The 25,541-nt window shown below is 54.5% G+C and carries 22 protein-coding genes; 9 read left to right on the forward strand and 13 right to left on the reverse strand.

The genetic code is table 11. The annotated features are described in order from the left end of the window. Position 1: 1 nt before the first annotated feature. The 7 genes from hscA to trmJ form a co-directional block, all read right to left on the reverse strand. Complete coding sequence (hscA, locus tag WN16_RS21080; RefSeq protein WP_003838439.1) at positions 2–1,852, reverse strand: Fe-S protein assembly chaperone HscA; 1,851 nt, start codon at positions 1,850–1,852, stop codon at positions 2–4. 15 nt (positions 1,853–1,867) lie between these two features. Beyond that, positions 1,868–2,383 carry a co-chaperone HscB gene (gene hscB, locus WN16_RS21085; protein WP_003838436.1) on the reverse strand — a complete coding sequence of 172 codons (516 nt, stop codon included), beginning with the start codon at positions 2,381–2,383 and terminating at the stop codon, positions 1,868–1,870. Positions 2,384–2,491: 108 nt separating this feature from the next. Then, positions 2,492–2,815, reverse strand: a complete 324-nt coding sequence (iscA, locus tag WN16_RS21095; protein ID WP_003037681.1) for an iron-sulfur cluster assembly protein IscA — start codon at positions 2,813–2,815, stop codon at positions 2,492–2,494. Positions 2,816–2,835: 20 nt separating this feature from the next. Beyond that, a complete protein-coding gene (iscU, locus tag WN16_RS21100; protein WP_002913991.1) occupies positions 2,836–3,222 on the reverse strand; it encodes a Fe-S cluster assembly scaffold IscU in 387 nt (128 codons plus the stop codon). A gap of 25 nt (positions 3,223–3,247) precedes the next feature. Continuing rightward, the gene (gene iscS, locus WN16_RS21105; protein WP_003037677.1) at positions 3,248–4,462 is read right to left on the reverse strand and encodes a cysteine desulfurase; all 1,215 of its coding nucleotides are present in this window, start codon (positions 4,460–4,462) and stop codon (positions 3,248–3,250) included. A gap of 112 nt (positions 4,463–4,574) precedes the next feature. Beyond that, on the reverse strand, positions 4,575–5,066 hold the full coding sequence (gene iscR / locus WN16_RS21110) for a Fe-S cluster assembly transcriptional regulator IscR (protein WP_003037674.1): 492 nt from the start codon (positions 5,064–5,066) through the stop codon (positions 4,575–4,577). Between the two features lie 173 nt (positions 5,067–5,239). Then, entirely contained in the window at positions 5,240–5,971 is a 732-nt protein-coding gene (gene trmJ / locus WN16_RS21115) for a tRNA (cytosine(32)/uridine(32)-2'-O)-methyltransferase TrmJ (protein WP_044701994.1), read from the reverse strand. Positions 5,972–6,089: 118 nt separating this feature from the next. Here trmJ and suhB point away from each other — a divergent pair, with 118 nt between their 5' ends. Next, positions 6,090–6,893 carry an inositol-1-monophosphatase gene (gene suhB, locus WN16_RS21120; RefSeq protein ID WP_003037670.1) on the forward strand — a complete coding sequence of 268 codons (804 nt, stop codon included), beginning with the start codon at positions 6,090–6,092 and terminating at the stop codon, positions 6,891–6,893. 72 nt (positions 6,894–6,965) lie between these two features. On the opposite strand, the gene WN16_RS21125 is transcribed toward suhB, so the two are convergent. Then, the gene (locus WN16_RS21125; RefSeq protein ID WP_003838430.1) at positions 6,966–7,946 is read right to left on the reverse strand and encodes a nickel/cobalt transporter; all 981 of its coding nucleotides are present in this window, start codon (positions 7,944–7,946) and stop codon (positions 6,966–6,968) included. Further along, the gene (locus WN16_RS21130) at positions 7,937–8,575 is read right to left on the reverse strand and encodes a DUF1007 family protein (protein ID WP_044701993.1); all 639 of its coding nucleotides are present in this window, start codon (positions 8,573–8,575) and stop codon (positions 7,937–7,939) included. Before WN16_RS21130 ends, WN16_RS21125 begins: the two co-directional genes overlap by 10 nt. 420 nt (positions 8,576–8,995) lie before the next feature. On the opposite strand from WN16_RS21130, the gene WN16_RS21135 reads away from it, so the two are divergent. From WN16_RS21135 to csiE, 7 genes are all read left to right on the forward strand, one after another. After that, positions 8,996–9,979, forward strand: coding sequence for an autoinducer 2 ABC transporter substrate-binding protein (locus WN16_RS21135; RefSeq protein WP_003037665.1), 984 nt, complete (start codon positions 8,996–8,998; stop codon positions 9,977–9,979). Between the two features lie 103 nt (positions 9,980–10,082). Further along, positions 10,083–11,591, forward strand: a complete 1,509-nt coding sequence (locus tag WN16_RS21140) for a sugar ABC transporter ATP-binding protein (protein ID WP_044701991.1) — start codon at positions 10,083–10,085, stop codon at positions 11,589–11,591. Beyond that, entirely contained in the window at positions 11,584–12,573 is a 990-nt protein-coding gene (locus WN16_RS21145; RefSeq protein WP_003037661.1) for an ABC transporter permease, read from the forward strand. The genes WN16_RS21140 and WN16_RS21145 overlap by 8 nt, the downstream gene beginning before the upstream one ends. 1 nt (position 12,574) lies before the next feature. Beyond that, complete coding sequence (locus WN16_RS21150) at positions 12,575–13,528, forward strand: ABC transporter permease (protein ID WP_044701990.1); 954 nt, start codon at positions 12,575–12,577, stop codon at positions 13,526–13,528. Between the two features lie 17 nt (positions 13,529–13,545). Next, a complete protein-coding gene (locus WN16_RS21155) occupies positions 13,546–15,183 on the forward strand; it encodes an FGGY-family carbohydrate kinase (RefSeq protein ID WP_003847100.1) in 1,638 nt (545 codons plus the stop codon). Next, positions 15,180–15,779: an SIS domain-containing protein gene (locus tag WN16_RS21160; RefSeq protein ID WP_044701989.1), complete on the forward strand. Its 600-nt coding sequence runs from the start codon at positions 15,180–15,182 to the stop codon at positions 15,777–15,779. Before WN16_RS21155 ends, WN16_RS21160 begins: the two co-directional genes overlap by 4 nt. A 323-nt stretch (positions 15,780–16,102) precedes the next feature. Next, positions 16,103–17,380 carry a stationary phase inducible protein CsiE gene (csiE, locus tag WN16_RS21165; RefSeq protein ID WP_003037652.1) on the forward strand — a complete coding sequence of 426 codons (1,278 nt, stop codon included), beginning with the start codon at positions 16,103–16,105 and terminating at the stop codon, positions 17,378–17,380. Here the strand turns inward: csiE and WN16_RS21170 are convergent. The 4 genes from WN16_RS21170 to WN16_RS21185 form a co-directional block, all read right to left on the reverse strand. Then, positions 17,375–18,523 carry a 3-phenylpropionate MFS transporter gene (locus WN16_RS21170; protein WP_003037650.1) on the reverse strand — a complete coding sequence of 383 codons (1,149 nt, stop codon included), beginning with the start codon at positions 18,521–18,523 and terminating at the stop codon, positions 17,375–17,377. The two genes, csiE and WN16_RS21170, sit on opposite strands and share 6 nt — an antisense overlap. A gap of 88 nt (positions 18,524–18,611) precedes the next feature. Beyond that, the gene (locus WN16_RS21175) at positions 18,612–19,454 is read right to left on the reverse strand and encodes an aldose 1-epimerase (protein WP_047715916.1); all 843 of its coding nucleotides are present in this window, start codon (positions 19,452–19,454) and stop codon (positions 18,612–18,614) included. Next, positions 19,454–20,893 carry a sugar porter family MFS transporter gene (locus tag WN16_RS21180; protein ID WP_044701985.1) on the reverse strand — a complete coding sequence of 480 codons (1,440 nt, stop codon included), beginning with the start codon at positions 20,891–20,893 and terminating at the stop codon, positions 19,454–19,456. Before WN16_RS21180 ends, WN16_RS21175 begins: the two co-directional genes overlap by 1 nt. A 73-nt stretch (positions 20,894–20,966) precedes the next feature. Further along, positions 20,967–24,233 carry a DUF5107 domain-containing protein gene (locus WN16_RS21185; RefSeq protein ID WP_103790856.1) on the reverse strand — a complete coding sequence of 1,089 codons (3,267 nt, stop codon included), beginning with the start codon at positions 24,231–24,233 and terminating at the stop codon, positions 20,967–20,969. A 114-nt stretch (positions 24,234–24,347) separates the two neighbouring features. Between WN16_RS21185 and WN16_RS21190 the strand changes: the two genes are divergently transcribed. Further along, on the forward strand, positions 24,348–25,541 hold the full coding sequence (locus tag WN16_RS21190) for an ROK family transcriptional regulator (RefSeq protein WP_044701981.1): 1,194 nt from the start codon (positions 24,348–24,350) through the stop codon (positions 25,539–25,541).

Genomic DNA, 25,541 nt, shown 5'->3' on the forward strand with positions numbered 1-25,541 from the left:
ATTAAACCTCGTCCACGGAATGGCCTTTCAGCGCGCTACGGACGGACTTGTCCATGCGGCGAGCGGCGAATTCCTGGGTTTGTTTGTCTACGTTTTTAATGGCTTGTTCTATCGCGTCAACATCGTCACCCTGTGCAACCTCGCTCAAATGCGCGGCGGCGGTGTCGATAGCCTGACGTTCTGCGGCGCTTAACAGCGCGGCATCAGCGTTCAACGCACCGGATAAACTTTCCAGTACGCGTGCCGCTTCGACTTTCTGTTCTGCCAGCATACGGGCTTTAACGTCCTGCTCGGCAAAACTCATCGAATCCTGAATCATGGAGGCGATTTCACTGTCGGTCAGACCGTAGGACGGTTTAACCTGAATTGAGGACTCAACGCCGGTGGATTTTTCCATGGCGGTGACGCTCAGCAGGCCATCGGCGTCCACCTGGAAGGTCACGCGGATGTGTGCGCCGCCAGCTGGCAATGCCGGGATGCCGCGCAGCGCAAAACGCGCCAGTGAACGGCAGTCCTGCACCAGCTCACGCTCGCCTTGCATTACGTGAATGGACATCGCGGTTTGGCCATCTTTAAAGGTGGTAAAGTCCTGCGCGCGCGCCACCGGAATCGTGGTGTTACGTGGGATCACTTTCTCCACCAGACCGCCCATGGTTTCCAGTCCCAGGGACAGCGGGATAACGTCCAGCAGCAGCATTTCGCTGTCCGGTTTATTTCCGACCAGAATATCTGCCTGGATTGCCGCACCAATAGCGACCACTTTGTCCGGGTCAATAGAAGTCAGCGGCGTACGGCCAAAAAATTCACCGACGCGTTCACGCACCAATGGCACGCGAGTTGAACCACCGACCATCACCACTTCCAGCACATCCTGCGGCTCCACGCCCGCATCTTTCAGCGCGCGACGGCAGGCCAGCAGCGTACGCTTGACCAGTGCGGAAATGAGTTCATTAAAGGTTTCACGGGTGATTTCACCCTGCCATCCCGCCACGTTAACCGTTACAGAATCAGCGTCGCTAAGCGCGATTTTCGCTGCAATAGCAGCATCCAGCAGTTCGCGCTGTACGCGGTTATCGCTACGGTCGGCCACGCCAGCCTGCTCGCGAATATAATCGGCCAGCAGATGGTCAAAATCGTCGCCGCCGAGCGCGGAATCACCGCCGGTCGCCAGCACTTCAAACACGCCGCGGCTCAGACGCAGAATAGAAATATCAAAAGTACCGCCGCCAAGATCGTAGACAGCAATCACGCCTTCCTGACCGGAGTCCAGACCATAGGCAATCGCTGCTGCGGTCGGTTCGTTCAACAAACGCAATACGTGCAAGCCCGCCAGACGCGCGGCGTCTTTGGTCCCCTGACGCTGTGCATCGTCAAAGTAAGCCGGAACGGTGATTACCACGCCGTCCAGTTCGCCGGACAGTGATTCGGTTGCCCGCGCGGCCAGCGCTTTCAGAATATCCGCGGAGACGCGCACCGGATTAAGCAATCCGGCAGCGGTTTCAATCATCGGCAAGCCGTTTTCGCTTGCCTGGAACGTATATGGCAGATGCGGGTAACGCGCCTGGATATCCGCCAGAGAGCGGCCCATCATGCGTTTTACCGAACTGACGGTGTTTGCCGTATCCAGCGCAGCATTGGCGCGGGCATCGTAACCGACAGAATAACCCTGCTGCTGATAGTGAACCACTGACGGCAACAGGTGGCGACCTTCATGGTCTGCCAACGTTTCGGCCTGGCCGCTGCGTACGGTCGCAACCAGGGAGTTGGTGGTGCCTAAATCGATACCTACCGCCAGACGACGCTGGTGCGGCGCGGCGCTCAGACCAGGCTCACTAATTTGTAATAAGGCCATTTTCGCTTCCGGAAATTAAAAATCGAGCAGTTTTTCTTCGAGTTGTTCTGCACTGCTTCGCAGTTTATCGAGAAAACGCAGCTTACGCACGGTATCTGCCGCTGCGTCCCACGTCTCGCTATCCAGCTGTTCCACCATCAGTTGATGACGAACGTTATACATTTCGCTGACGCGTTGCATAAACGCATCTAAACGTTGACTGTCTTTTGCCTGTTCAATTTCGTCCAGCTCTTCCCGCAGCTCCAGTTGTTCCATCAGAAACGCGGTATCGCGCACCGTGTGCTGCTCGCTACGGATGTCAAAGCCGTGTAAAGACAATAAGTATTCGGCGCGCATCAAAGGATGACGCAGCGTTTGCCAGGCCTGGTTGATAGTGGCGGACTGCGAAACCGCAGCAAGTTGTTCCGCCTGGGAACCGCTGGCAAATTTATCAGGATGATACTGACGTTGTAGATCCTGAAAACGTAGGCTCAGCGCCTGAGTATCGAGCTGATAACGGGCCGGTAAGCCAAAGAGGGTGAAGTAGTCCATAACATTCTCAGGGCATCGATTCTCTGTTGTTCACGGGAGCAAAACCAGAGAGTCAGGTAAAACAAACCCCACGCGCAGGCGACCACGGTGGGGTTATCGGTAAGCGCGTTACACGTGGAAGCTTTCGCCGCATCCACATTCGTCTTTCACGTTCGGGTTAGTAAACTTAAACCCTTCGTTCAGACCTTCTTTGACGAAGTCTAACTGCGTACCGTCGAGGAATTGCAGGCTCTTACCGTCGACCACAACTTTAACGCCTTTGTCTTCAAACACGGTATCTTCAGCCGCCGGCTCGTCAACAAATTCCAGTACATAGGCCATACCTGAGCAGCCGGAGGTTCTCACGCCCAGACGCAGACCAAACCCTTTACCGCGGTTTGCCAGGAAGGTATTTACACGCGCTGCTGCACTGTCGCTTAAGGTAATCGACATAATAAAACCTCAACTCTTAATTATTTTGCTTCACGTTTGCTTTTGTAATCCGCAATCGCGGCTTTAATCGCGTCTTCAGCCAGAATAGAGCAGTGAATTTTCACCGGTGGCAGTTCAAGCTCGTCGGCGATATCGGTGTTTTTAATCGCCTGTGCTTCGTCCAGAGATTTCCCTTTTACCCATTCGGTAACCAGAGAGCTGGAAGCAATAGCGGAACCGCAGCCGTAAGTCTTGAAACGCGCGTCTTCAATGATACCCTCATTGTTGACTTTGATCTGCAACTTCATCACGTCGCCACAGGCTGGTGCACCCACCATGCCGCTGCCCACGTTCTCGTCGCTGTTGTCAAAAGACCCCACGTTACGTGGATTCTCGTAATGATCGATTACTTTTTCGCTGTAAGCCATGCTGAATTCTCCTTATCGGTACCGATTAGTGATGTGACCATTCAATGCTGTTCAGATCCACGCCCTGTTTGAACATTTCCCACAGCGGAGAAAGGTCACGCAGGCGGCCGATGGAGTTGCGAACCAGATTAATGGCGTAGTCAATCTCTTCTTCGGTAGTGAAACGACCTAAAGAGAAACGAATTGAGCTGTGTGCCAGCTCGTCGGTCATCCCCAGCGCGCGCAGCACGTAGGATGGCTCCAGGCTTGCAGAAGTACATGCAGAACCGGAGGATACAGCCAGATCTTTCAGCGCCATAATCAGCGATTCGCCTTCAACATAGTTGAAGCTAACGTTGAGAATGTTCGGTGCGCCCTGCTCGAGATCGCCGTTAAGATACACTTCTTCCATATCTTTCACGCCGTCCCACAGACGGTTACGCAGACTGCGCAGGCGCGCCATCTCGGTTTCCATCTCTTCTTTAGCGATACGGTAAGCTTCACCCATGCCGACGATCTGGTGCACAGGCAGCGTACCGGAACGCATACCGCGCTCGTGACCGCCGCCGTGCATCTGCGCTTCAATACGAATACGCGGTTTACGACGCACGTACAGCGCACCGATACCTTTCGGACCATAGATTTTGTGGCCGGAGAAGGACATCAGATCAACTTTCAGTTGGCTCAGATCGATAGGTAGTTTGCCCACGCTCTGGGTCGCATCAACGTGATAGATGATGCCGCGCGCACGGCACATTTCGCCGATAGTCGCGATATCCTGCACCACGCCGATTTCGTTATTCACGTGCATGATGGACACGAGGATGGTGTCGTCACGCATTGCCGCTTCAAGTTCTTTCAGGTCAATAATGCCGTTACGCTGCGGGGCGAGGTAGGTGACTTCAAATCCTTCGCGCTCCAGCTGACGACAGGTGTCCAGCACGGCTTTGTGTTCGGTTTTGCTGGTGATGATGTGCTTGCCTTTTTTCTGATAAAAGTTGGCTGCACCTTTAATCGCCAGGTTATCGGATTCAGTCGCACCGGAAGTAAAGACGATTTCACGCGGGTCAGCGCCCACGAGGTCAGCAATCTGGTTACGGGCGATATCTACCGCCTCTTCAGCCTGCCAGCCGAAACGGTGTGAACGAGACGCTGGGTTACCAAAGTTTCCGTCCAGGGTCAGACACTGCATCATTTTCTCGGCAACACGCGGGTCCACCGGCGTGGTTGCGGAGTAGTCGAGATAGATCGGTAATTTCATTGCTCTATAAACTCCGTACATCGCTTCAATGCAAGGAATCAGGCAACCGGCTGGATGTACGACCGAGTTAACGGGGTGTGTAGCACCCCGGCCTGATTCTAAAATACTTTTATTATGCGCGTAACTTAACGTCGATCGCGTCTTGTGCACGATTAGTGCGTGGAGCGTCATGCGTGTGCTGGCGACCAGACACATCCAGGACCTCCTGATTATTCACCAGTTCGCCCAACGTAATGTTGTTGAGGAAACCGGTCAGACGATCGCTCAGATCGCGCCACAGCGCGTGGGTCAGGCATTTATCGCCGCCCTGACAACCGCCTTTGCCCTGGCAACGGGTCGCATCTACAGACTCGTCCACAGCGCTGATTACTTCACCTACTGCGATGCTGCCGGCATCTTTACCCAGCAGATACCCGCCGCCTGGTCCACGTACGCTGGAAACCAGACCGTTTTTACGCAAACGGGAAAACAGCTGCTCCAGATATGACAGGGAAATTCCCTGACGTTCAGAAATATCAGCCAACGGTACCGGGCCCGTTTCGGAGTTGAGCGCAACGTCCAACATTGCGGTCACGGCATAACGCCCTTTTGATGTCAGTCTCATGTCTTACTTAGCCTCAAACTCGCCCCTGCCCGGGGTTTTTTATTGTAAAATGGGGGTATTGCATAGCAGGGGCAAGTCTGACATTCCCGACTAAATCAGTCAACTATTTACTTGACTAATTTAGTCAGGTATTTAACCTTCAGTGCCATTTTTACTTGCCGGAGGCGTTACGTTTACTTGCCTTTATTCTGTTGCTCAATTGAAGCTAAAATTCCGCGCAAAATGTTCAGCTCCTGGCTCTCAGGACGCGCACGCGTAAACAGACGGCGCAGCTTGTTCATCACCTGCCCCGGATGCCCTTCACGGATAAATCCGGTCGACAGCAGCGTTTGTTCCAGATGACCGTAAAAACGCTCTAAATCATCGACCAGCGGATACTCAGCTTCTTCGTATTCTGCGGTCTTCTCACTTTCCTGAGTTGCCAGCCAGGCCATGCGCACTTCATAAGAGATGACCTGCACCGCCATCGCCAGGTTCAGCGAACTGTATTCCGGGTTCGCGGCAATAGCGACGTGGTAATGGCACTTATGCAGTTCTTCATTCGTCAGGCCAACACGTTCACGGCCAAACACCAGCGCTACGGGCGAATTCGTCGCTTCAGAGACGCTTTTTAAACCGCATTCACGCGGATCCAGCATCGGCCACGGTAGCGTACGGGAGCGCGCACTGGTGCCTACTACCAGGCTGCAACCTGCCAGCGCTTCATCAAGAGTATCGACGATCTGCGCGCTGCCGATTACATCACTGGCACCTGCCGCCAGAGCGATGGCCTGAGAGTCCGGTTTAACCAGTGGATTTACCAGCCACAGATTGGTTAAACCCATGGTTTTCATTGCGCGGGCTACAGAGCCCATGTTGCCAGTGTGAGAGGTTTCCACCAGCACGATTCGAATATTTTGCAGCATTGTATTTCTTCGGCTAAAGATTATTCGGGCATATTATCATAAAACGAAGACATATTCCGAACTCGCTGCTATACTCTGCGCCGTTTTCCCGTTCTTTAACATCCAGTGAGAGAGACCGATGCATCCGATGCTGACCATAGCCGTGCGCGCAGCGCGCAAGGCGGGTAATGTAATTGCCAAACACTACGAAACCCCAGACTCTGTAGAAACCAGCCAGAAAGGCAGCAATGATTTCGTGACTAACGTCGATAAAGCCGCCGAAGCGATTATTATCGAAACTATTCGCAAATCTTACCCACAGCACACCATCATCACCGAAGAAAGCGGTGAGCACGCAGGTGAAGATCAGGATGTTCAATGGGTTATCGATCCACTGGATGGCACTACCAACTTCGTAAAACGTCTGCCGCACTTCGCGGTATCTATCGCAGTACGCATTAAAGGCCGTACTGAAGTCGCCGTTGTTTACGATCCAATGCGTAACGAACTGTTCACCGCCACTCGCGGCCAGGGCGCACAGCTGAACGGCTATCGTCTGCGTGGCAGCACCGCCCGCGATCTGGACGGCACCATCATCGCCACCGGTTTCCCGTTCAAAGCGAAGCAGCACGCCGCTTCTTACATGAAAATTCTTGGCAAAATGTTTACCGAGTGCGCTGACTTCCGCCGCACAGGTTCTGCTGCGCTGGATCTGGCTTACGTTGCCGCTGCGCGCGTTGACGGTTACTTCGAAATCGGTCTGAAACCATGGGATTTCGCAGCAGGTGAGCTGATTGCACGTGAAGCTGGCGCACTGGTTTGCGACTTCACCGGTGGTCATAACTACCTGGCAACCGGCAACATCGTTGCAGGTAACCCGCGCGTTGTTAAAGCCATGCTGGCTAACATGCGTGACGAACTGAGCGATGCGCTGAAGCGTTAATCTGCTGTGGTGCCGGATGCGACGCTTTCGCGTCTTATCCGGCCTACAAGTCATACCATTCCGCTCACTAACCTAAAATGGTCTTATCCCTCGCCCTACCGGCACCGCGCTCATCCACATCACTACCGCAGCAACAATAAGCACCGCACCACCGGCTAACGCCAGCGTCGTCCAGCCAATCTGTCGCCACAGCACCGGCGCTTTATGCCCGCTAATTTTCACCGCCAATGAGCGAAAGCTATGTACCAGCAAAGCCAGTGACGTAATCGTCAAAGAGGTTCCTGCCGCCATCGCCAACGCCGACGCCATACCCCAGCTAAAGACGCCAACCACTTTACTGAACAGCAGCACCATAATTGCGCCAGAGCAGGGACGCATGCCCATAGAGAGAATAATCATCAACCGGGCGCGCCAGTCATCGCCGCTTTGCAGTTGTTCCGGGTTGGGCAAATGCTGATGCCCGCAGCCGCAGCCCTCGTGATGCACATGGTGCGGCGTAAAGGCGGTAAATTTCGGGCGCATCAGCAGCTGGCGCAATTTCTTCAGCGCACGGACACACAATAAAACGCCCAACATGCCAACCAGCGCATAACTTCCTTTCTCCAGCCAGAAACTGCTCATATGCAGCTGTCGGGCAGGCAGTTGCAGCACCGTGAGGACTACAACCACCAGTCCTATTGCCACCAGCCCCTGCAATAGGGAAGACGCCAGCGTCAGCCCAATGCTCGACTTGAGCTTCGACGGATGCGTCGCAAGCCAGGTCGTGATGACGATTTTGCCGTGCCCCGGCCCCAATGCGTGCAATACCCCATATATAAAGCTAAACAACAGCAGAGATCCGCCCGCACGTGTGGGGTTCGCGGCAACCGCTTTCAGCAACCCGCTCATCTGCTGGTTAACGTCGCGCTGCCAGACGACACTGTGCATCATTACCTGAGGCCAGGCTTGCCACAACCACAGCCCCCCGCCTGTCGCCAGCAACAAAAAGACCGCCAGCGGCCATAGCGTGAGCCAACGGCGTCTGGCTGCGCGTTGTTGATAAACTACTGACATTGCAGCGTCACCGTCTGTGCAAACTGTTTACCCAACTCCATATCCTCCGGCGGTGCGTCTTCTTTATCCAGCGACTGCGCAAAACTCAACATGTTTTCATTCGGCGTCGGCGTATGCATTGAAATATGGCATTGCTGGCTTATGGTCTGCGAAAGCCGGGCGTCGCTGTCTTTGTCATAGCTCATATCGACGTAGTAGGTCGGATCGAAGGTTGAAATAGTATATTTTTGACCGCTCAGTGGTTGAGCTTCGGCCAGCGGCAGAACGAACGTCAGCACCGCCTGGTGTTCTTCACGCGCCATGCCATATTCCGTCGGTCTGTTTTTAAACTTTACCTTTTTCCCATCGTGCCACACTTCGGTGAAATAGTGCTGCCCGAGAACGTTGGCCATCACTTCCGCCGCCAGTTTTTTCCAAATTTCATCACCAGGTTTAGCATTCCCCGCGTCGTAAAGCAGATCCGCCGACGTGATTTCATCCATCATCCAGCGCATTTTTAGCGCGACGAACCGATCATTTTCGCTCACAACTTCGGTTTTCAGATGAATAAAGCTGTGGGGATGCGCACCTGCGCCAAAAGACAGGACAGCGAGAAACAACGTCATAAAGATACGTTTAACGCCTTGCATGAGTTCTCCACGATAAAAATCAACACCGCCACAAATAATGATGCCGTATTTGGCGCAAGTGTGCCGAGGATATCATTGAACGAAAAAAAGTTGAGCACCCTTTTCCGGTATCGATTCAGTTCTCAATTTCGATAATTTCTTCTTCGGGAAATTCCACCCAAACACCTTTTCGGCGTTAAATCTTAAGTTAAATGATAACAAAATGTTAATTAAAAGTTTCATTTTAATGTTTTATTAACACTTAATTTGAATGTCTGAATCTAAAATCATGTAAATTTAACCAATTATTAACCATTTCATTTCCATAAATTAACAATAATGGGCATATATCACATTCTCCAAACTTATGATTCATTCCCTCTTCCATTCGTTGTTAACTTCACGCCGTGACATGTCCTGCCCCCTACGAAAGGTACAACTATGAAATTCAAACTCGCATTACTCAGTGCAACCCTGGTTTCTGCATGCATGTTGTCCGGCACGTCCTTTGCGGCGGAAAAATATGAAATTGCTGTGGTTGCCAAAGTCACTGGTATTCCCTGGTTTAACCGCATGGAAACCGGTGTTAACGAAGCAGCAAAAAAACTGGATGTGAACGCTTACCAGACCGGTCCGTCTACGCCGGACCCGGCACAGCAGGTCAAAGTGATTGAGGATCTGATCGCCAAAAACGTCAACGCAATCATCGTGGTACCGAACGATGCCAAGGTTCTTGAGCCAGTACTGAAAAAAGCGCGCGATAAAGGCATTGTGGTCCTGACGCACGAATCCCCGGACGAGCAAATCGGTCAGTGGGATATCGAAACCATCGATAGTGAAAAATACGCACAAGCCAACGTCGATGAGTTAGCGAAAAATATGGGCGGCAAAGGCGGGTATGCAATCTATGTTGGTTCGCTGACGGTCCCACTGCATAACGCGTGGGCTGATTATGCAATTAAGTACCAGAAAGAAAAATATCCGGAAATGTTCGAGGTCACTTCACGCCTGCCGGTCGCGGAAAGCATTGATAAATCCTACGCCACAACGCTGGATCTGATGAAAACCTATCCGCAGATGAAGGGCATTATCGGCTTCGGCTCACTGGGTCCAATTGGTGCGGGTCAGGCTGTGCAGAAAAAACGCGCCAAAGATAAAATTGCCGTTGTCGGGATCGCCATGCCAGCGCAGGCTGCGCCTTACCTGATGCGTGGAGATATCAAAAAAGCGCTGCTGTGGGATCCAAAAGATGCGGGCTATGCGCTGGTAACGGTTGCCGATCAGCTGTTGCAGGGCAAAGAAGTCAATGCAGATCTGAGTATCGACGGTTTAGGGAAAGCCGATATCGACACGGAGAAGAAAGTGATCCGCTTTAACAAGATCCTCGAAGTCACCAAAGACAACGCACAATCACTTGGTTTCTAAGGCTTTAGCCAACACCAGGGAACCTTAACGCCGACCGTCTGGTCGGCGCTATCAACCAAACTAACACTCAGCGTCCGTCAGGGCGCTCGCAGGGGTATTGTCCATGGCAGACACCACCGCATTTATCACTCTTGAGAATATCAGCAAACAATTCCCGGGCGTGCTGGCGCTGGATAACGTGAATCTGACGCTGAGAAAAGGCGAAGTTCACTGTCTGGCGGGTCAAAACGGCTGTGGTAAAAGTACCATTATTAAAGTGATCTCCGGGGTTTATCACCCGGAAAAAGGCGCGCAGATTTTACTCGACGGAAAATTGTTCCATCACCTGACGCCGCAGCTCTCTTCCCATTATGGCATTCAGGTTATTTATCAGGACCTGTCGCTGTTCCCCAACTTTAGCGTCGCGGAAAATATCGCGGTCAACCGCTATCTGCCGGGCGGTGATATCTGGGTGCGTCGTGGTGCTATGAAACAGCAGGCGCTGGCAGCCATGAAACGTATCGGGGTGAATATCGATCCCGATAAAAAAGTAGAAAAACTCTCGATTGCCGACCGACAGCTGGTCGCTATTTGCCGGGCAATTGCCGCAGATGCGCGTCTGGTGATTATGGACGAGCCCACCGCCTCGCTAACCCGCCAGGAGGTCAATGGACTGCTGAAGGTGGTTAACGAACTTAAAGCGGCCGGCATTTGCGTGGTGTTTGTCAGCCATCGTCTGGATGAAGTAATGGAAGTGGCAGACCGTATCAGCGTCATGCGCGACGGCAAACTGGTGGGCACATATCCTGCCAGCGAACTCGACAGCCACGAGCTGGCTTTCCTGATGACCGGACAACGCTTCCACTACAGCCCGCTGCCGGAGAAATCATTCGACGATCGAGAACCCCTGCTGGAGCTGCGCAATCTCAGCCGCAGAGGCAAATACCAGAACATTAATCTGTCGCTGCATGGCGGCGAGATTGTCTCGATTGTCGGCCTGTTGGGCGCCGGGCGTACCGAGCTTTGTTTGAGCCTGTTTGGCATGACGCACCCGGAAAGCGGCGAGATGCGTATTAACGGTCAGCCGGTCACGCTTCGTAATAACCACGACGCCATTAAGCACGGGATCGGCTACGTCTCAGAAGATCGCCTGACGCAGGGACTGATCATGGAGCAGTCGATCTACGACAACACCATCGTCACGGTCTTTGATCAGCTGCATACCGGCAGCGGCCTGCTCGATCACCATAAAGCGCAAAAGCTGGTCGCCGATTTGATCCGCGAACTGAATATCAAAGTGTCCGATCCGCACCTGCCGGTCAAAACGCTTTCCGGCGGCAATGCCCAGCGCATCGCCATTGCCAAATGGGTGGCGACCAATCCCCGCATTCTGATCCTCGACTCGCCTACCGTCGGCGTGGATATCGCCAACAAAGAGGGCATTTACCAGATCGCCCGCGATCTGGCGGAACAAGGTATGGCGGTGCTGATGATTTGCGATGAAATTCCGGAAGCGTATTACAACAGCCACCGCGTGCTGGTGATGCGTCGCGGCAGACTGGTGGCGGAATTTAATCCTCATCACTGCCGTGAAGAGGAGATTGCTGAAGTGGTCGAGGTAATCAATGAATAAGATGCATCTGTCCCGTTTAATCGGGCAACATGAATTCTGGCTGGGCCTGCTGGTCGTGGCGCTGGCGGTTGGGCTAAGTGTCAGCACCGATGAGTTCCTCTCGCTCGGCAATCTGACAGATGTGGCCACCAGCTACGCGATTCTCGGCATTCTCGCCTGCGGGTTGTTTGTGGTGCTGATTTCCGGTGGGATCGATATCTCATTTCCGGCGATGACCGCGATTGCCCAGTATGCGATGGCCAGTTGGGTGATCGGCCACGGCGGCAACTTCGCTCTGGCGTTAACCATTGCGATTGCGGTGGGCCTGCTGCTTGGGCTGATTAATGGCTTCCTGGTCTACTGGCTGCGCGTTCCGGCAATCATCATTACCATCGCCACGCTGAACGTCTACTACGGTCTTCTGGTTTACGCCACCAAAGGTACCTGGCTGTACGGTTTCCCTGACTGGTTTATGAACGGCATTAACTGGTTCTCCTTCACCGCGGCAGATGGCTACGACTACGGCCTGACCCTGCCCCTGCTGTGCCTGGCGGCGGTGATCGTCTTTACCGCAGTGCTGATGAACTATACCCGTCTTGGCCGTCAGGTTTACGCCATGGGCGGCAACCGCGACGCGGCCTCACGCCTGGGGCTGAATCTGCTGAAACTGCATTTCTACGTCTATGGCTATATGGGCATTCTGGCAGGTGTTGCCGCCGTGGTTCAGGCGCAAATCACCCAGTCAGTTGCACCCAATTCGCTGCTCGGCTTTGAGCTGACGGTGCTGGCGGCGGTCGTGCTCGGCGGAACCAGCATGAGCGGCGGGCGCGGTACGTTGACCGGAACCCTGCTAGGCGTTGTCTTGCTCGCCTTCTTACAAAATGGTCTGACGCTACTCAGCGTCTCCTCTTACTGGCACACCGTATTCAGCGGCGCCATTATCCTGGTCAGCATCAGTGCCACGGCCTGGAACGAAAAACGCAAACTGGCAAGGGAGCTTTGAGATGAAAACAATCGCCAGATTTTTACCCGGTGATGCCATCATTCGTCTGCAATGCGTCATTATTGTGGTCGTCGCCCTGGTTTTCTCAGCCATGCTCGGCAGCCGTTTTTTTAGCGTCGCTAACTTCCAGTCGATAGGCTCACAGTTACCGATCCTCGGCATGCTGGCCCTCGGGATGGGTATGACCATGCTGACCGGCGGCATTAACCTGTCAATTATTGCCGGGGCGAACGCCTGCTCGCTGGTAATGGCAGCGATTATCGTTACCCATCCGGATAACCCGCTGTTTCTGGTGCTGGCGCTGCTGGCAGGCGCAGCCGTGGCGGTGGCTATCGGTACGCTCAACGGCGCGCTGATTGCCTGGGTCGGCGTCTCACCGATTCTCGCTACCCTCGGCACGATGACACTTATCTCCGGGCTGAATATTCTGCTCTCCAACGGGACGGTGATTTCGGGTTTCCCGACCGCCATTCAGTACCTTGGCAACGCCACGATTGCGGGTATTCCGGTGGCGCTGTTGCTCTTTTTCCTGGTGGCAATCCTGCTATGGGTACTGCTGGAGCACACCACGCTGGGGCGCAGTCTTTATCTCGTCGGCTCCAATGAACAGGCTACCCGCTACAGTGGTGTTAATACCGTACGGGTACAAATTTCCGTGTACGTGATTTCAGCCCTGCTCGGCTGGGTCGCCGCCATTCTGATGATGGCGAAATTCAACTCGGCAAAAGCCGGATACGGTGAGTCCTACCTGCTGGTCACCATCCTTGCCTCCGTACTCGGCGGCATCAATCCGGATGGCGGCTTCGGACGCATTATCGGCCTGGTCCTGGCGCTGATTGTGCTGCAAATGCTGGAAAGCGGCCTTAACTTGCTGGGGGTCAGCAGCTATCTGACGATGGCGCTGTGGGGCGCGGTGCTGATCCTCTTTATCGCATTACAGAATCGTAAAGCCTGATTTCAGGAGAAAAAATTATGGCAAGTTACTTTATTGGTGTGGATGTCGGAACCGGAAGCGCCCGTGCTGGCGTGTTTGATCTCAACGGCAGAATGGTCGGCCAGGCCAGTCGGGCCATCGAGATTTACCGTCCGCAGGCCGATTTTGTTGAGCAGTCTTCCGATAACATCTGGCAGGCGGTGTGTAACGCGGTTCGCGATGCGATTAACCAGTCGGATATCAACCCTATCCAGGTGAAAGGTCTGGGCTTTGACGCGACCTGTTCACTGGTGGTGTTGGACAAAGAAGGTAAACCACTGACCATTAGTCCGTCCGGGCGCAGCGAACAGAATATCATTGTGTGGATGGATCACCGCGCCATTACTCAGGCTGAGCGCATTAACGCCCTGCATCATCGGGTGCTGGACTACGTTGGCGGTATTATCTCCCCGGAAATGCAAACGCCCAAACTGCTGTGGTTGAAGCAACATATGCCCAACACCTGGGCCAATGCGGGATACTACTTTGACCTGCCCGATTTCCTGACCTGGCGCGCAACGGGCGATGACACGCGCTCACTGTGCTCGACGGTGTGTAAATGGACCTATATGGGCCATGAAGACAAATGGGATGCCAGCTATTTCCGCCAGATTGGGCTGGAAGACTTGCTGGAACATGATGCCGCCAAAATTGGCCGTTACGTGAAAACTATGGGCGAACCGCTTGGTCATGGTCTTTCTGCGCGCGCCGCCAGCGAAATGGGGCTGATTCCGGGGACCGCTGTCAGCGTCTCGATCATCGATGCCCACGCCGGTACGCTCGGTACGCTCGGCGCGAGCGGTGTTTCCGGCGAGGTAGCGGATTTCGATCGCCGCGTCGCGCTGATTGGCGGCACCTCTACCGGACACATGGCGATTTCCAAAGAGCCGCGTTTTATCGGCGGTGTTTGGGGGCCTTACTACTCAGCAGTGCTGCCAGAATACTGGCTTAACGAAGGTGGACAGTCGGCAACCGGGGCGTTAATCGACCACGTTATTCAGTCGCATCCTTGTTACGAAACCTTGTTGACCCAGGCGAAATCTCAAGGGCAGACCATTTATGAAGTGTTGAATGCGCTGCTGCGTAAAATGGCCGGTGAGCCGGAAGATATCGCATTTTTAACCCGTGACATGCACATCCTGCCCTATTTCCACGGCAACCGTTCACCGCGCGCCAACCCAACGCTCACAGGCGCTATCACTGGACTGAAGCTGTCGCGCACGCCGGAAGATATGGCGTTACAGTACCTCGCGACCATTCAGGCCATTGCGCTGGGAACCCGTCATATCATTGAAACGATGAATCAAAGCGGCTACACGATCGATACCATTATGGCCAGCGGCGGCGGGACGAAAAACCCGATCTTCGTTCAGGAGCATGCCAACGCCACCGGCTGTGCGATGCTGCTGCCTGAAGAGAGCGAAGCCATGCTGCTGGGTGGCGCCATGATGGGAACTATCGCCGCAGGCGTGTTCGATACCTTCCCGGAAGCAATGTCAGCGATGAGCCGGATTGGTAAAACGGTTACCCCGCAGACTAATCGCATTAAGCAGTACTACGATCGCAAATATCGGGTATTCCACGAGATGTATCAGGATCATATGAAATACCGCCAGTTGATGCAGGAGGACGCATGAGTAACTCCTGGTCTCAGGCCAGCGGCGTATTCCAGCTCTATAGCGATGCCCTGGCGGGTCTGGGGCAGCATCTGACTGAACCTGTCTGGCAGTCGCTGATGGCGGAGCTGCGCGGTTGTCAGGGCAAAATCGTCGTCACCGGCGTCGGTACCTCTGGCATTGCAGCGCGTAAAGTCGCACATATGCTGGCTTGCGTGGAACGTCCGGCGATTTACCTCAACGCGACGGACGCAGCGCATGGCGATCTCGGTTTTTTACGCTCCGACGACCTGGTGATTATGCTGTCACGCGGGGGGAATTCGGACGAGCTCACCCGGCTGCTGCCCGGGTTGGCTGCGAGGAATGTGCCCATCCTGAGCGTGACTGAAAACGCCGATTCGGCCATTGCTAAAGCCTCGAGGCTAGTGATTTCCACCGGTGTACAGCGCGAGGCCGATCCGCTGAACATGTTGGCTACCACCTCTATTTTACTGGTGCTGGCTATCTTTGACGCCGCCTGTGCCTGTCTGATGAGCGAGAGCGGATACTCAAAGGAAACGCTGCTGGCGGTACATCCGGGCGGCGATGTGGGATTAACGCTGAGTCGTGAGAAGTAACGCCAGACAGCTGTTACGGAGGTAATGAATCTGTTGCCTCCGTCGTATTGCTACGTTCACTTTAGGTTTTTCACTTCTCTGAGATAGCATTTTCATACCTCCCTCCGCCAGCATTCCCCCCTCTGGCATTTTTTATATCTCAACAAAAAGATAAAACAGTGAAAAAACGGATTAACGCGCTGCGTTCCACTCCCGCTATCTGTTCCGCACGTTAAAAATTCTGTGACGCTCTCCAGCATTCCTGGTGGAAAGCATTCCATTCCTCAAATCTATGAGCAAACTTTAGCTATTCTTATCAAACATACTTACGGGAGACCCTACAGATGATGTCAACGCTTGCTCCGCCATCTGTACTTTCCGCTCCCCAGCGCCGTTGCCAGGTTCTGCTGACGCTTTTCCTGCCGGGGCAAATCGCGACTACACAAACCTTCAGCAGCCTCAACGGTGTCGATGATGCCACGGTTCAGGAAGATATTATTGGCGCAGGGCTCGAAATCCAGCGCTATCACCGGCTCACGATAGCCACCGCGCAGAATGGTGGCTATGCGATCGAAGGAACCCCGCTAAATCAGCGTCTGTGTCTGTTGCAGTGGCTGCGCCGTGGCCTGCGGATTTGCCCTACTTTTATCGCTCAGCATTTCACGCCCACTTTAAAAATTGCTCTTAAACAACAAGGTATCGCACGTACTCTGTATGACGACACCAATCTGCATGCGCTCATCAACCTGTGCTCCCGGCGCTTACAGAAGCCGTTTGAGTGTCGTGACATCCAGTTCCTGCGCTTGTATTTACAATATTGTCTGCTACAGCACCACGCGGGGATCACCCCGGAGTTTAATCCACTCCAGCAACGGTGGGCGCAATCCTGCGCGGAGTATCCGCTCGCCGAGGAAATTGGCCGCCACTGGCAGCGCCACGTCATGCAAAGTGCGCCGCTGGGCGAATCGCTGTTTATGGCGTTGTTATTCTCAATGATCCGCATCCCCGACCCGATCCGCGATAATCACCAGCAGGATCGCCGCTTGCGCCTTGCTATTGCGCGGCTGGTGTTGCGTTTTCGCGAGTATGGCAACGTGCGCTTCAGCGACGAGCAAGGGCTGAATGACCAGTTGTATATCCACCTGGCCCAGGCACTGAACCGCAGCGTGTTTGCCATCGGCATTGATAACACGCTACCGGAGGAGTTCAGCCGACTTTATCCCCGGCTGGTTCGAACTACCCGCGAGGCGATTCACGGCTTTGAAGCGGAATACGATGTCCAGTTTTCAGAAGAAGAGATCGGCCTGGTCGCCGTTATTTTCGGCGCCTGGCTGATGCAGGAGAAGGATTTGCACGAAAAGCAGATTATCCTGCTGACCGGTAGTAACGAACAACTTGAAGCGCATATAGAGCAACAGCTGCGCGAACTGACGCTGCTGCCGCTCAACGTAAAGCATATGCCGATGCAGGACTTTCAAAAAGAGGGAGCGCCGCGTGGCGTAACGCTGATTATTACACCGTACACCACGCCGCTACCGCTGTTTTCTCCCCCGCTGATTCATGCGGATCTGGCGCTTACGTCTCACCAGCAGCAGCAGATCCGCAAAATCCTTGAATCATAACGTCGCAGGCTGCGCCACCACTTTCGGGCGCAGAACGATAGCTGGTAGCGCCACCAGCGCCATCACCCAGAATACGCCGCTGCCCAAGTTCTGGTACAGATAGCCGGCGAAAACGGTCATGATGGCGATACTGCCGCCCATCGCCACCGCAGAATATACCGCCTGGAGACGAATCACTTCACTGCCCTGTCGCGCAGCAATGTAACGCATCGCCGCCAGGTGGCAGACGGTAAACGTTCCGCAATGCAGGATTTGCACCACAATCAGCCATGGCAGCTCTGTGCTCCAGCCCATCAGCCCCCAACGCGCCACGCCGCAAACGGCGGAAAGCAGCAGAAGATCGCGAGCGCTAAAACGGCGGAACAGCTTGTGGCTGAGCGCAAAAATAATCACTTCCGCCACCACGCCTAATGACCATAAATAGCCCACCGCCGAAGCGGAATACCCGGCAGACTGCCAGTAAATGGCGCTGAAACCGTAATAAGCTGCATGCGCGCCCTGCAGCAGACTCACGCAGGCCAGAAAGCGCCAGCTTTGGGTTATTAGCGCGCGCCAGGCGGGCCATCCTGCGCTCTCCTGCTGACGGTTTTCACCCGCTGGCTGCACGCTCGGGCGAATCATCATGCCCAGCAGCATTGAGGCGGCGCCAAGCGATAACAGGACCAGGATCACCCGATAGTCGAACAGGCTCACCAGTTTGCCGGTCAACGCAGAGCCGATCACAAAGGCCACGGATCCCCACAGTCGCACCCGACCGTAATCCATGGTTATCTGTTTTTGCCAGGTGTTGGCCAGTGCGTCGGTCAGCGGCACCAGCGGAGAGAAAAACAGGTTAAAGCCGACCATCACCACCATCAGCCACGCCACGTTGGTCCCCGCCCAGAAGGCCAGCGCAAACACCAACGTCAATAAGGCCAGAATACGTAACGCTGAGATCAGCCGAGAGGGATCGCTCACACGCGGTGCAATCAGCAAGCTACCGAGAAAACGGGCAATCAGCCCCGCGCCCAGCAGTAAACCGATGGTTTCCGGCGTCAGCCCTAACCCTTCGAGCCAGACGCTCCAGAAAGGCAGAAAGATACCGTAGCTAAAGAAGTAGGTGAAATAACCGAGCGCCAGCCAGCGCGTGGAATGCAAAGCCATGAATCCCTCCCGTTTGGAGGCGATAGTCTGGCGACAAACGCAGGCTGGCGCAAGAGAGCATTAACAGGCAGATAACATGATTTTTGCCCTATTCGACGCTAATTTGCATCGCAAAATGGCAGCGTTCTCCCTGCGCTAAAACCTGCAATCCCGGCTGCCCCTGCATGTTGTGGGCATTCACCGGATGCGTTTGCGGCTCCAGGCACAGGAACTCCTCACCCGACATTCTGAACAGCATCAACCACGGAGTTTGCGCTAAAATCGTGACTTTCATCACATCCCGCTGAATAACGGCCCGCCCGCTCCAGCCAGAATATCCGACATTCAGCCAGCTATCCTCACCGTATTGCGCATGCATGAAATCCGCCGCTGAAGGGATATCGCGTTGCCATTCCAGCGGCAGATGCTGTTCCCCCTCCGGCCAGTAACCGCCGGCGGTGAACTGCGCCGTGCTGCGCTTATCAAAGGCGAAAAACGGATGGAACCCGCAGCCATAGATCATTGGCTGTTCACCGCAATGAGTGAGCGTCAACGAGGCGTGCAGGCTTGAGGTTTCCAGTTGATAGCAAAGCCGCGCCGTATAGTCGTAGCCGCAGGGGTGCCAACTGCGCAACTGCAGCAAACAGCCGCTTTGGGTAGCGGTAATAATCTGCCAGCGTTGCAGCCAGCCGTCACCGTGCAGGAAGAAAGTGTCGTCTGCGCCATGCTGAGGTAAAACCACCTCTTCACCGCGCAGCATAAAACGATTTCCCGCCACCCGATTCGCGACCGGCAGCATCGGGAACAGGCCGCAATCACCAGGCCGCTGACCATGACCTTCGCGTAAAATGGCCTGTTGATGTTGTAACGAAACCAGGCTTAATAGAGAACCGCCCTGCGGATCGACGCACATCCGCAGATGTGCGTTTTGTAGCGTCAGCAGACCATCCATTAGCGGGCGCTTCGCGGTTGGGTTGATGCACCAACTTTTGTATGCTGCGCCGCCAGCTGTTCTTCCAGCGCTTCCAGCGTCACGCCTTTGGTTTCCGGTACATTACGCAGAACATAGATGAAGCCCATCGCGCAAATCACACCGTACAGCAGGAAGCTTCCCGACGCGCCCAGACTCGCATTGAGCAGCGGGAAGGTATAGGTCAGCAGGAAACAAGCAATCCACAGCGCCAGCGTCCCCAGCGACATTGCCAGCCCGCGCACGCGGTTGGGAAAAATTTCTGATAGCAGCACCCAGGTCACCGGCGCCAGCGTCAGAGCATAAATCGCGATTGCCGCCAGCACCAGAACCAGAACCGGCCAGCCCATAATGCCCAACCCGTACGCCCCGGCAATCAGTACGTAGATAACCGTCAATCCTGACGCGCCGAACAGCATCAATTTACGACGGCCAATTTTGTCCACTAACGGCAGAGCAGCAAGGGTAAAGACCAGATTGATGATCCCTGTCGCCACGATCGATTTTAACGTACCGTTGATGTCGAATCCGGCAGAGGCGAAGATCTCCTGCGCATAGTTGAAAATAACGTTGATCCCACACCACTGCTGGAACACTGCCAGCACCATGCCAATAATCACGATCGGTTTGATCTGCGGTTGTAACAGCGTTGACCACGCGACCTTGTGATTATCTTTTTGCAGCGTATGTTCAATCTCTTTCAGCGTTTGCCCGGCATATTCCGCCGAACCAATGCGCTGCAGCATGGCACGCGCACGATCGGCTTTGCCCGCTTTCACCAGCCAGCGCGGCGATTCAGGTACAAAGAACATCAGCACCAGGAAAATTACCGCAGGCACTAATTCAGCACCAAACATCCAGCGCCAGCCTGTCTGACCGTTCCAGCTTTCAACAATTGCCTGCTGCGTAGCGCCTGTGGCTACAGGTTCGGCAATCATCAGGTTGATAAGCTGCGCCGCCAGCACGCCAATGACGATGGTGAGCTGGTTAACGGCAACAAAGCGACCTCGCTTTTCAGCGGGGCTGACCTCGGCGATATACAGCGGACTTAGCGCAGACGCCAGACCAATCCCCACGCCACCCACAATGCGATAGACAATAAACATGTCGAAATTGCTGGCGACGGCAGTTCCCCAAGCAGAAGCGCTAAACAGGATCGCTGAAAGAATCAGCGGCATTTTTCGGCCAAATTTATCGGCGCACCAGCCGGAAATCAGTGCGCCAAAGATACAACCAACCAGCGCGGAACTCATCGCCCAGCCGGATTGCGCCGGATCGGAAATCGAGAAATATGCTTCATAGAAGGGTTTTGCCCCGCCGATCACCACCCAGTCATAGCCAAACAGTAAACCTCCGCAGGCCGCAACCAGGCAGATAGTCCAGACGTAACCAATCTTTAAATGTGTCTGCGCGTTATTCATTATGATTCCTCTTTCAGGGAAACGCAGGGTACAGTAGGTTTCGGGTGAGGTTATCCCCCACCCGTTTCGGGTGTTACTGGAAAAGCCTTACGTTAATGGCGTGACGCAGCAGTAATGCCTTGTCATGTGCCGGATTGAGTTGCAGGAGTTCATCAAGTTCACGCTGACAGGCGGCGCTATTTCCTAGCCCCAGATGCCCGAGCGCATTGATAAACAGGCAGTGTTGCTGGTGTTTTGCTTCTGCTGAGGTATCCAGCACCACCAGGTCGGGTAGCGATACGGCAAAGAAATCGACATCCGGCACGTTGTCGTGATGCGACTCAACCCATTGCAGGAAGCTATTGAACAGAGCGTCCGCCTCTGCATCATCGCCAAGTTTTCTCTGCGCCATACCCTGCCAGAAGAGATAGTCCACTGGCTGGTCGTTGTAGTAACGTCCGGCATCCAGTGAGCTTCCGCCGCGCGTCGCACGGGAGAAGTAGCGCTGAGATTCTTCGAAATGGCCTTGCAGCTGCGCGCAATACCCCAGCAAATACCAGATGTCGTTATCCGTTTGCCCTGGCAAACGGCCTTCTCCGAGGTTTTGCGGATAGTGCAGCGCCTGTTGCAGTTGCGTAATAGCAGTTTGCGGGTCGCCGGACTGCACGGCAGCCAGCGCACGATGTAATTGATTAAGCAGATATTGCCCGGTGGCTTTACCTTCACCGCCTTCCCACGGATGGAACACCCGCTCACGTAATACTGCGGCGGCATCGTCATAGCGCCCCAACCCATTCCACAAGCTGAGCAGTTCCACCGTCAGATCATCACGCTGGAAGACAATCTCTTTGCTGGCTTCCAGCCGCTGCAGACGCTGTTCAGCCGGTTGTGCCATCAGCTTGTTGAGATAGTCGAGTTCAAACAGGAAGCGGGCATTTTGCGGCTCTAGCGCCACGGCTTGCGACAGATACTGTTTCGCCTGCTGCGCATCGTGCAGTTTGTTCCAGGCGTAAATCCCCAGTAAACGATGCGCCGGAGCGAAATCCGCTTCCTGCGCAAGCGTGAACTGCCAGCAGGAAACCGCCTCGGCATAACGCCGTTTGCTGTACCAGAAACAGCCGAGTAAATAGCGGGCAAAAGCGCATTGCTCAAGAGTTTGCAGCATCTGCACTTCATCCAGCGTATTGGGGAAACGCACGCGGTTTTGCAGACACTCACGAGCACGTTCAATGAAGGGGTGTGGATTATCGCTCAGCGAGGCGCGCCACAGCATCGGCAGCGTTTCCTGGCTGTCGAGCAGTTCCAGCACGCCACGGGCAGCATCCTTTTGCCCCAAAGAGGTCAGCCAGCCTGCCAGTTCACACGCGTTGGTCCCACGCCGCCCGGTAATCGAGATCAGCGCAAGCGCTGTCGCCTCGTCCTGGCAGATAGCCCAGCGCGCATAGTGCAGGGTATAGCTCAGCGGATAATCCACCAGCTGTTGGCGAATGTAGTCCAGCGCTTGCGCATTGCGATCGAGCTTTGCCAGCGCCAGCGCTTTCAATCCCATCGCCAGGTTATTACTGCCGTTAAAGCGCAGGCTCTGCTCCACCTTTTCCAATGCGCCAGCGTAGTCCTGACGCTTCATCGCCAGACGCGCTAACGACCAGAAAGCCGCATCCCGGCAGTTGCCGCTCCAGCTGGCCTTATAATAATTATCCCACGCGCTGTCATCATCGCCCTGACGTTCCTGTGCGGCGGCCAGCAGCATACTCGCCTCGCCATCACGCGGATTTTTATTGAGCTTATGCGCCCGCTCCAGCGCCTTGCCGGCACATTGTGCCGCCAGCGCCCAGTCGGCGCGGTTTAGCGCCAGCGTCCCCAGGGCCACATTATTGCGGTAGTCCAGCGGATCAACGTCCAGCGCGCGGCGATAATAATCTTCGGCATAGCGGCTGGCATGGTTGTACTGCTCCAGATGCTGACCAATAAAATAGAGTTCATCGGTATTAGAAAGCGCTTCTGGCAGCGCTGGCGCGACGGCCGCCGATGGCAGTGGTAACTCTTGCGCGATGTGCTCTTCGTACTGCAAAAGCGTAGTGCCATCGGCGCCAGTGACAGTCATCGTTACCCGCGCATGGTTATCGTCAGACACATCAGCCAGCCAGCTTTGTCCGGGCTCCAGGGTCAGCGTATGCTCATAGAACGGTTGTCCATCGGCAGAAAGCGTAATCTGCACGTCGTGCAGCGGCGCAATCGCATAAACGCCCACAGAAAGCTGGCTACGCTCACGTACCAGACGAAGCGCCAACTGCGTACTGGCGTTTTGCACCATGCCCAGTTCGCTGTAGGGCAGGAAGTTTTGCACAAAGACTTTCTCTTCGTACGGCGCAAGCCAGGTGAAATCCGGCTGGTTGTCGGTAAAGACCCCAGTCATCAGTTCAATATAAGGACCGTTGTCATCGGTAAGGTTACGATCCCAGGCAACGCCAAAGTCGCCATAGCCCCAGGTCCACTGTTTTTTCCCTGGCGAAACGTGGTGGTCAGCCACATGTAGCAGACCGCCTCGCTCACCGTGATGCCATGCGCCAACAAAATCATAATCTGATTTTTCAGCCATGTAGGAGGTCGGTACCGGCACGTTTTTGTAGCGCGAGATATCCACGCCAGCCGAGTAGTCCACTTTATAGTATGTACCGGTGGCGATAGGAAACGCAGAAACATCACGCTTACCGTGGTCAAATACTGCGGTCACATCCGGCGGAAACACGCTCTGGTGATCGTCGCCGCCCTTCACCGCTGGATTCGCCCACCATAAAAAATGGCGCGGCGTAGCGTTACCGTTAAACACCTTCCCGGTTATCTCGATCAGGGCGCGATCCGGATACAGCGTAAATCCGGTCATCACCTGTAAACCGCGCATAGGTTCTACCTCACCCATCCATACGGTATATTCGCCGTGTTCACCCTGTTGCTGCGTAAAATCGACTGGCATAAAAGTGGTTGGGCGATGATGCTGCGGCCAGTTAAATTCAATGCCACCAGAGATCCACGGCCCAAGCAAACCAACCAGAGCGGGCTTCACCACTTCGTTGTAGTAGACAAAATCGCGCTGCTGAACTTTGTCATACGCTCGATGAATACGCCCGCCTAACTCCGGCAACAGCATGACGCGAATGAAGTCATTCTCCATCCACACCGCCTGATAGTCGCGCATTTCACGTTTGCCGGTCAGCGTATCAATCACGCCATACGGATACACCGCGCCAGAAGATCCCTGGTAAACCCGCTTTTCCAGAAACATTGGGTTGGCATCTTCTTCACCCGCCGTCCACGTTGGGAGGGTGATCGTTTCTTGCCAGACTTTAACTGAACCGTACATGCCGCTCTCCACTCAATAAGCAAAAGTAAAAATTCAACTTGATGCTATTCTGCGGCAGTTAAGTGGCGCTAAAATGCGCAATGCTCACGCAATATAGTTAAGGGAGTTAAGTGAATGCAGCGTTCGGGGTTCAACAACGCCAGGGTTCGTCAGGCGAATAAGCAGATCTTTTTGTCGCACCTGTGGCGGGAAAAGCAGCTCAGCAAGTCACAGCTGGCGCAGCTCACCGGCCTGTCGATCCCGGCGGTCAGCAATATCCTCGAAGAGCTGATGGATGAGGGGAGAATCAGTCATTCGCGAAAAACCTTAAGCCAGCGCGGTTTGAGCAGCGGCAGCTATCATTTGCCAGAAAAAGGCGCATGGACGCTATGTATCAACGTCACCCCTACCAGTATCACCAGCCAACTGGCGGACGCACGGCTGGTTGCCATCGGCGACTGGCGTCATGAGGTCATTAAGCCGGAAACCCCCAAAGCGCTGCTGTCAGCCCTGGCTGCACACTGGCGGGAATACCGTCGACAATTTCCCGAGGTCACGATTAATCTGGCGCTCGGCGTTCACGGCCAGGTTGATCCGATCACCGGCGCATCAAAAACCATGCCCCAGGCCCCGTGGAAAACACCGGTAGAAATAAAATATCTGCTGGAAGAGATGCTCGGCGTACAGGTCCGCCTGGACAATGACTGCGTGATGCTGGCGCTGGCCGAAAAATGGCAAAACCCAGCGGCTAACGGTGATTTTTGCGTGATTAACGTTGATTACGGTATCGGCTCATCGTTTGTGATTAACGACAATATCTGGCGCGGTAGCCTGTATGGCAGCGGCCAGATTGGACACACCATCGTTCATCCCGATGGAATTGCCTGTGACTGCGGTCGCTATGGCTGTCTGGAAACGGTGGCATCATTGAGCGCGTTGAAAAAACAGGCCCGCGTGTGGATGAAATCGCAGCCGACGTCCCTTTACGATCCGGAAACGCTCACCACCGACCAGCTTATTACTGCCTGGCAGAACGGTGATGTTCGTATTCAGGCCTGGGCCGAGCATGCCGCCAACGCCATTGGGCTTAGTTTATATAACTTTCTGAATATACTGAATATTAATCAGATATGGTTGTACGGTCGTAGCTGTGCTTTTGGCGATAGCTGGCTCAATACCTTGGTGCAGCAAACCGGGTTTAACCCGTTTGATCACGGTGATAACCCGCGCGCCAGAGCGACTCAGATAAGCTTCGGTCAGCTCAATCGTGCCCAGCAACTCATGGGAATTGGCTATCTGTATGTCGAGTCACAGCTCAGCGAGTTGTAA

The organism is Citrobacter sp. ABFQG (genome assembly GCF_004322975.1).
Lineage (GTDB): Bacteria > Pseudomonadota > Gammaproteobacteria > Enterobacterales > Enterobacteriaceae > Citrobacter > Citrobacter freundii.

What these genes read in the sequence shown, in the direction of transcription:
- WN16_RS21135 (WP_003037665.1), top strand. Translation starts at nt 8,996, where the DNA reads ATGAAATTCAAACTCGCATTACTCAGTGCAACCCTGGTTTCTGCATGC.
- suhB (WP_003037670.1), top strand. Translation starts at nt 6,090, where the DNA reads ATGCATCCGATGCTGACCATAGCCGTGCGCGCAGCGCGCAAGGCGGGT.
- WN16_RS21130 (WP_044701993.1), bottom strand. Translation starts at nt 8,575, where the DNA reads ATGCAAGGCGTTAAACGTATCTTTATGACGTTGTTTCTCGCTGTCCTG.
- csiE (WP_003037652.1), top strand. Translation starts at nt 16,103, where the DNA reads ATGATGTCAACGCTTGCTCCGCCATCTGTACTTTCCGCTCCCCAGCGC.
- iscA (WP_003037681.1), bottom strand. Translation starts at nt 2,815, where the DNA reads ATGTCGATTACCTTAAGCGACAGTGCAGCAGCGCGTGTAAATACCTTC.
- WN16_RS21140 (WP_044701991.1), top strand. Translation starts at nt 10,083, where the DNA reads ATGGCAGACACCACCGCATTTATCACTCTTGAGAATATCAGCAAACAA.
- WN16_RS21125 (WP_003838430.1), bottom strand. Translation starts at nt 7,946, where the DNA reads ATGTCAGTAGTTTATCAACAACGCGCAGCCAGACGCCGTTGGCTCACG.
- WN16_RS21145 (WP_003037661.1), top strand. Translation starts at nt 11,584, where the DNA reads ATGAATAAGATGCATCTGTCCCGTTTAATCGGGCAACATGAATTCTGG.
- WN16_RS21180 (WP_044701985.1), bottom strand. Translation starts at nt 20,893, where the DNA reads ATGAATAACGCGCAGACACATTTAAAGATTGGTTACGTCTGGACTATC.
- WN16_RS21175 (WP_047715916.1), bottom strand. Translation starts at nt 19,454, where the DNA reads ATGGATGGTCTGCTGACGCTACAAAACGCACATCTGCGGATGTGCGTC.
- WN16_RS21150 (WP_044701990.1), top strand. Translation starts at nt 12,575, where the DNA reads ATGAAAACAATCGCCAGATTTTTACCCGGTGATGCCATCATTCGTCTG.
- WN16_RS21190 (WP_044701981.1), top strand. Translation starts at nt 24,348, where the DNA reads ATGCAGCGTTCGGGGTTCAACAACGCCAGGGTTCGTCAGGCGAATAAG.
- WN16_RS21170 (WP_003037650.1), bottom strand. Translation starts at nt 18,523, where the DNA reads ATGGCTTTGCATTCCACGCGCTGGCTGGCGCTCGGTTATTTCACCTAC.
- iscR (WP_003037674.1), bottom strand. Translation starts at nt 5,066, where the DNA reads ATGAGACTGACATCAAAAGGGCGTTATGCCGTGACCGCAATGTTGGAC.
- WN16_RS21155 (WP_003847100.1), top strand. Translation starts at nt 13,546, where the DNA reads ATGGCAAGTTACTTTATTGGTGTGGATGTCGGAACCGGAAGCGCCCGT.
- iscU (WP_002913991.1), bottom strand. Translation starts at nt 3,222, where the DNA reads ATGGCTTACAGCGAAAAAGTAATCGATCATTACGAGAATCCACGTAAC.
- hscA (WP_003838439.1), bottom strand. Translation starts at nt 1,852, where the DNA reads ATGGCCTTATTACAAATTAGTGAGCCTGGTCTGAGCGCCGCGCCGCAC.
- hscB (WP_003838436.1), bottom strand. Translation starts at nt 2,383, where the DNA reads ATGGACTACTTCACCCTCTTTGGCTTACCGGCCCGTTATCAGCTCGAT.
- WN16_RS21160 (WP_044701989.1), top strand. Translation starts at nt 15,180, where the DNA reads ATGAGTAACTCCTGGTCTCAGGCCAGCGGCGTATTCCAGCTCTATAGC.
- trmJ (WP_044701994.1), bottom strand. Translation starts at nt 5,971, where the DNA reads ATGCTGCAAAATATTCGAATCGTGCTGGTGGAAACCTCTCACACTGGC.
- iscS (WP_003037677.1), bottom strand. Translation starts at nt 4,462, where the DNA reads ATGAAATTACCGATCTATCTCGACTACTCCGCAACCACGCCGGTGGAC.
- WN16_RS21185 (WP_103790856.1), bottom strand. Translation starts at nt 24,233, where the DNA reads ATGTACGGTTCAGTTAAAGTCTGGCAAGAAACGATCACCCTCCCAACG.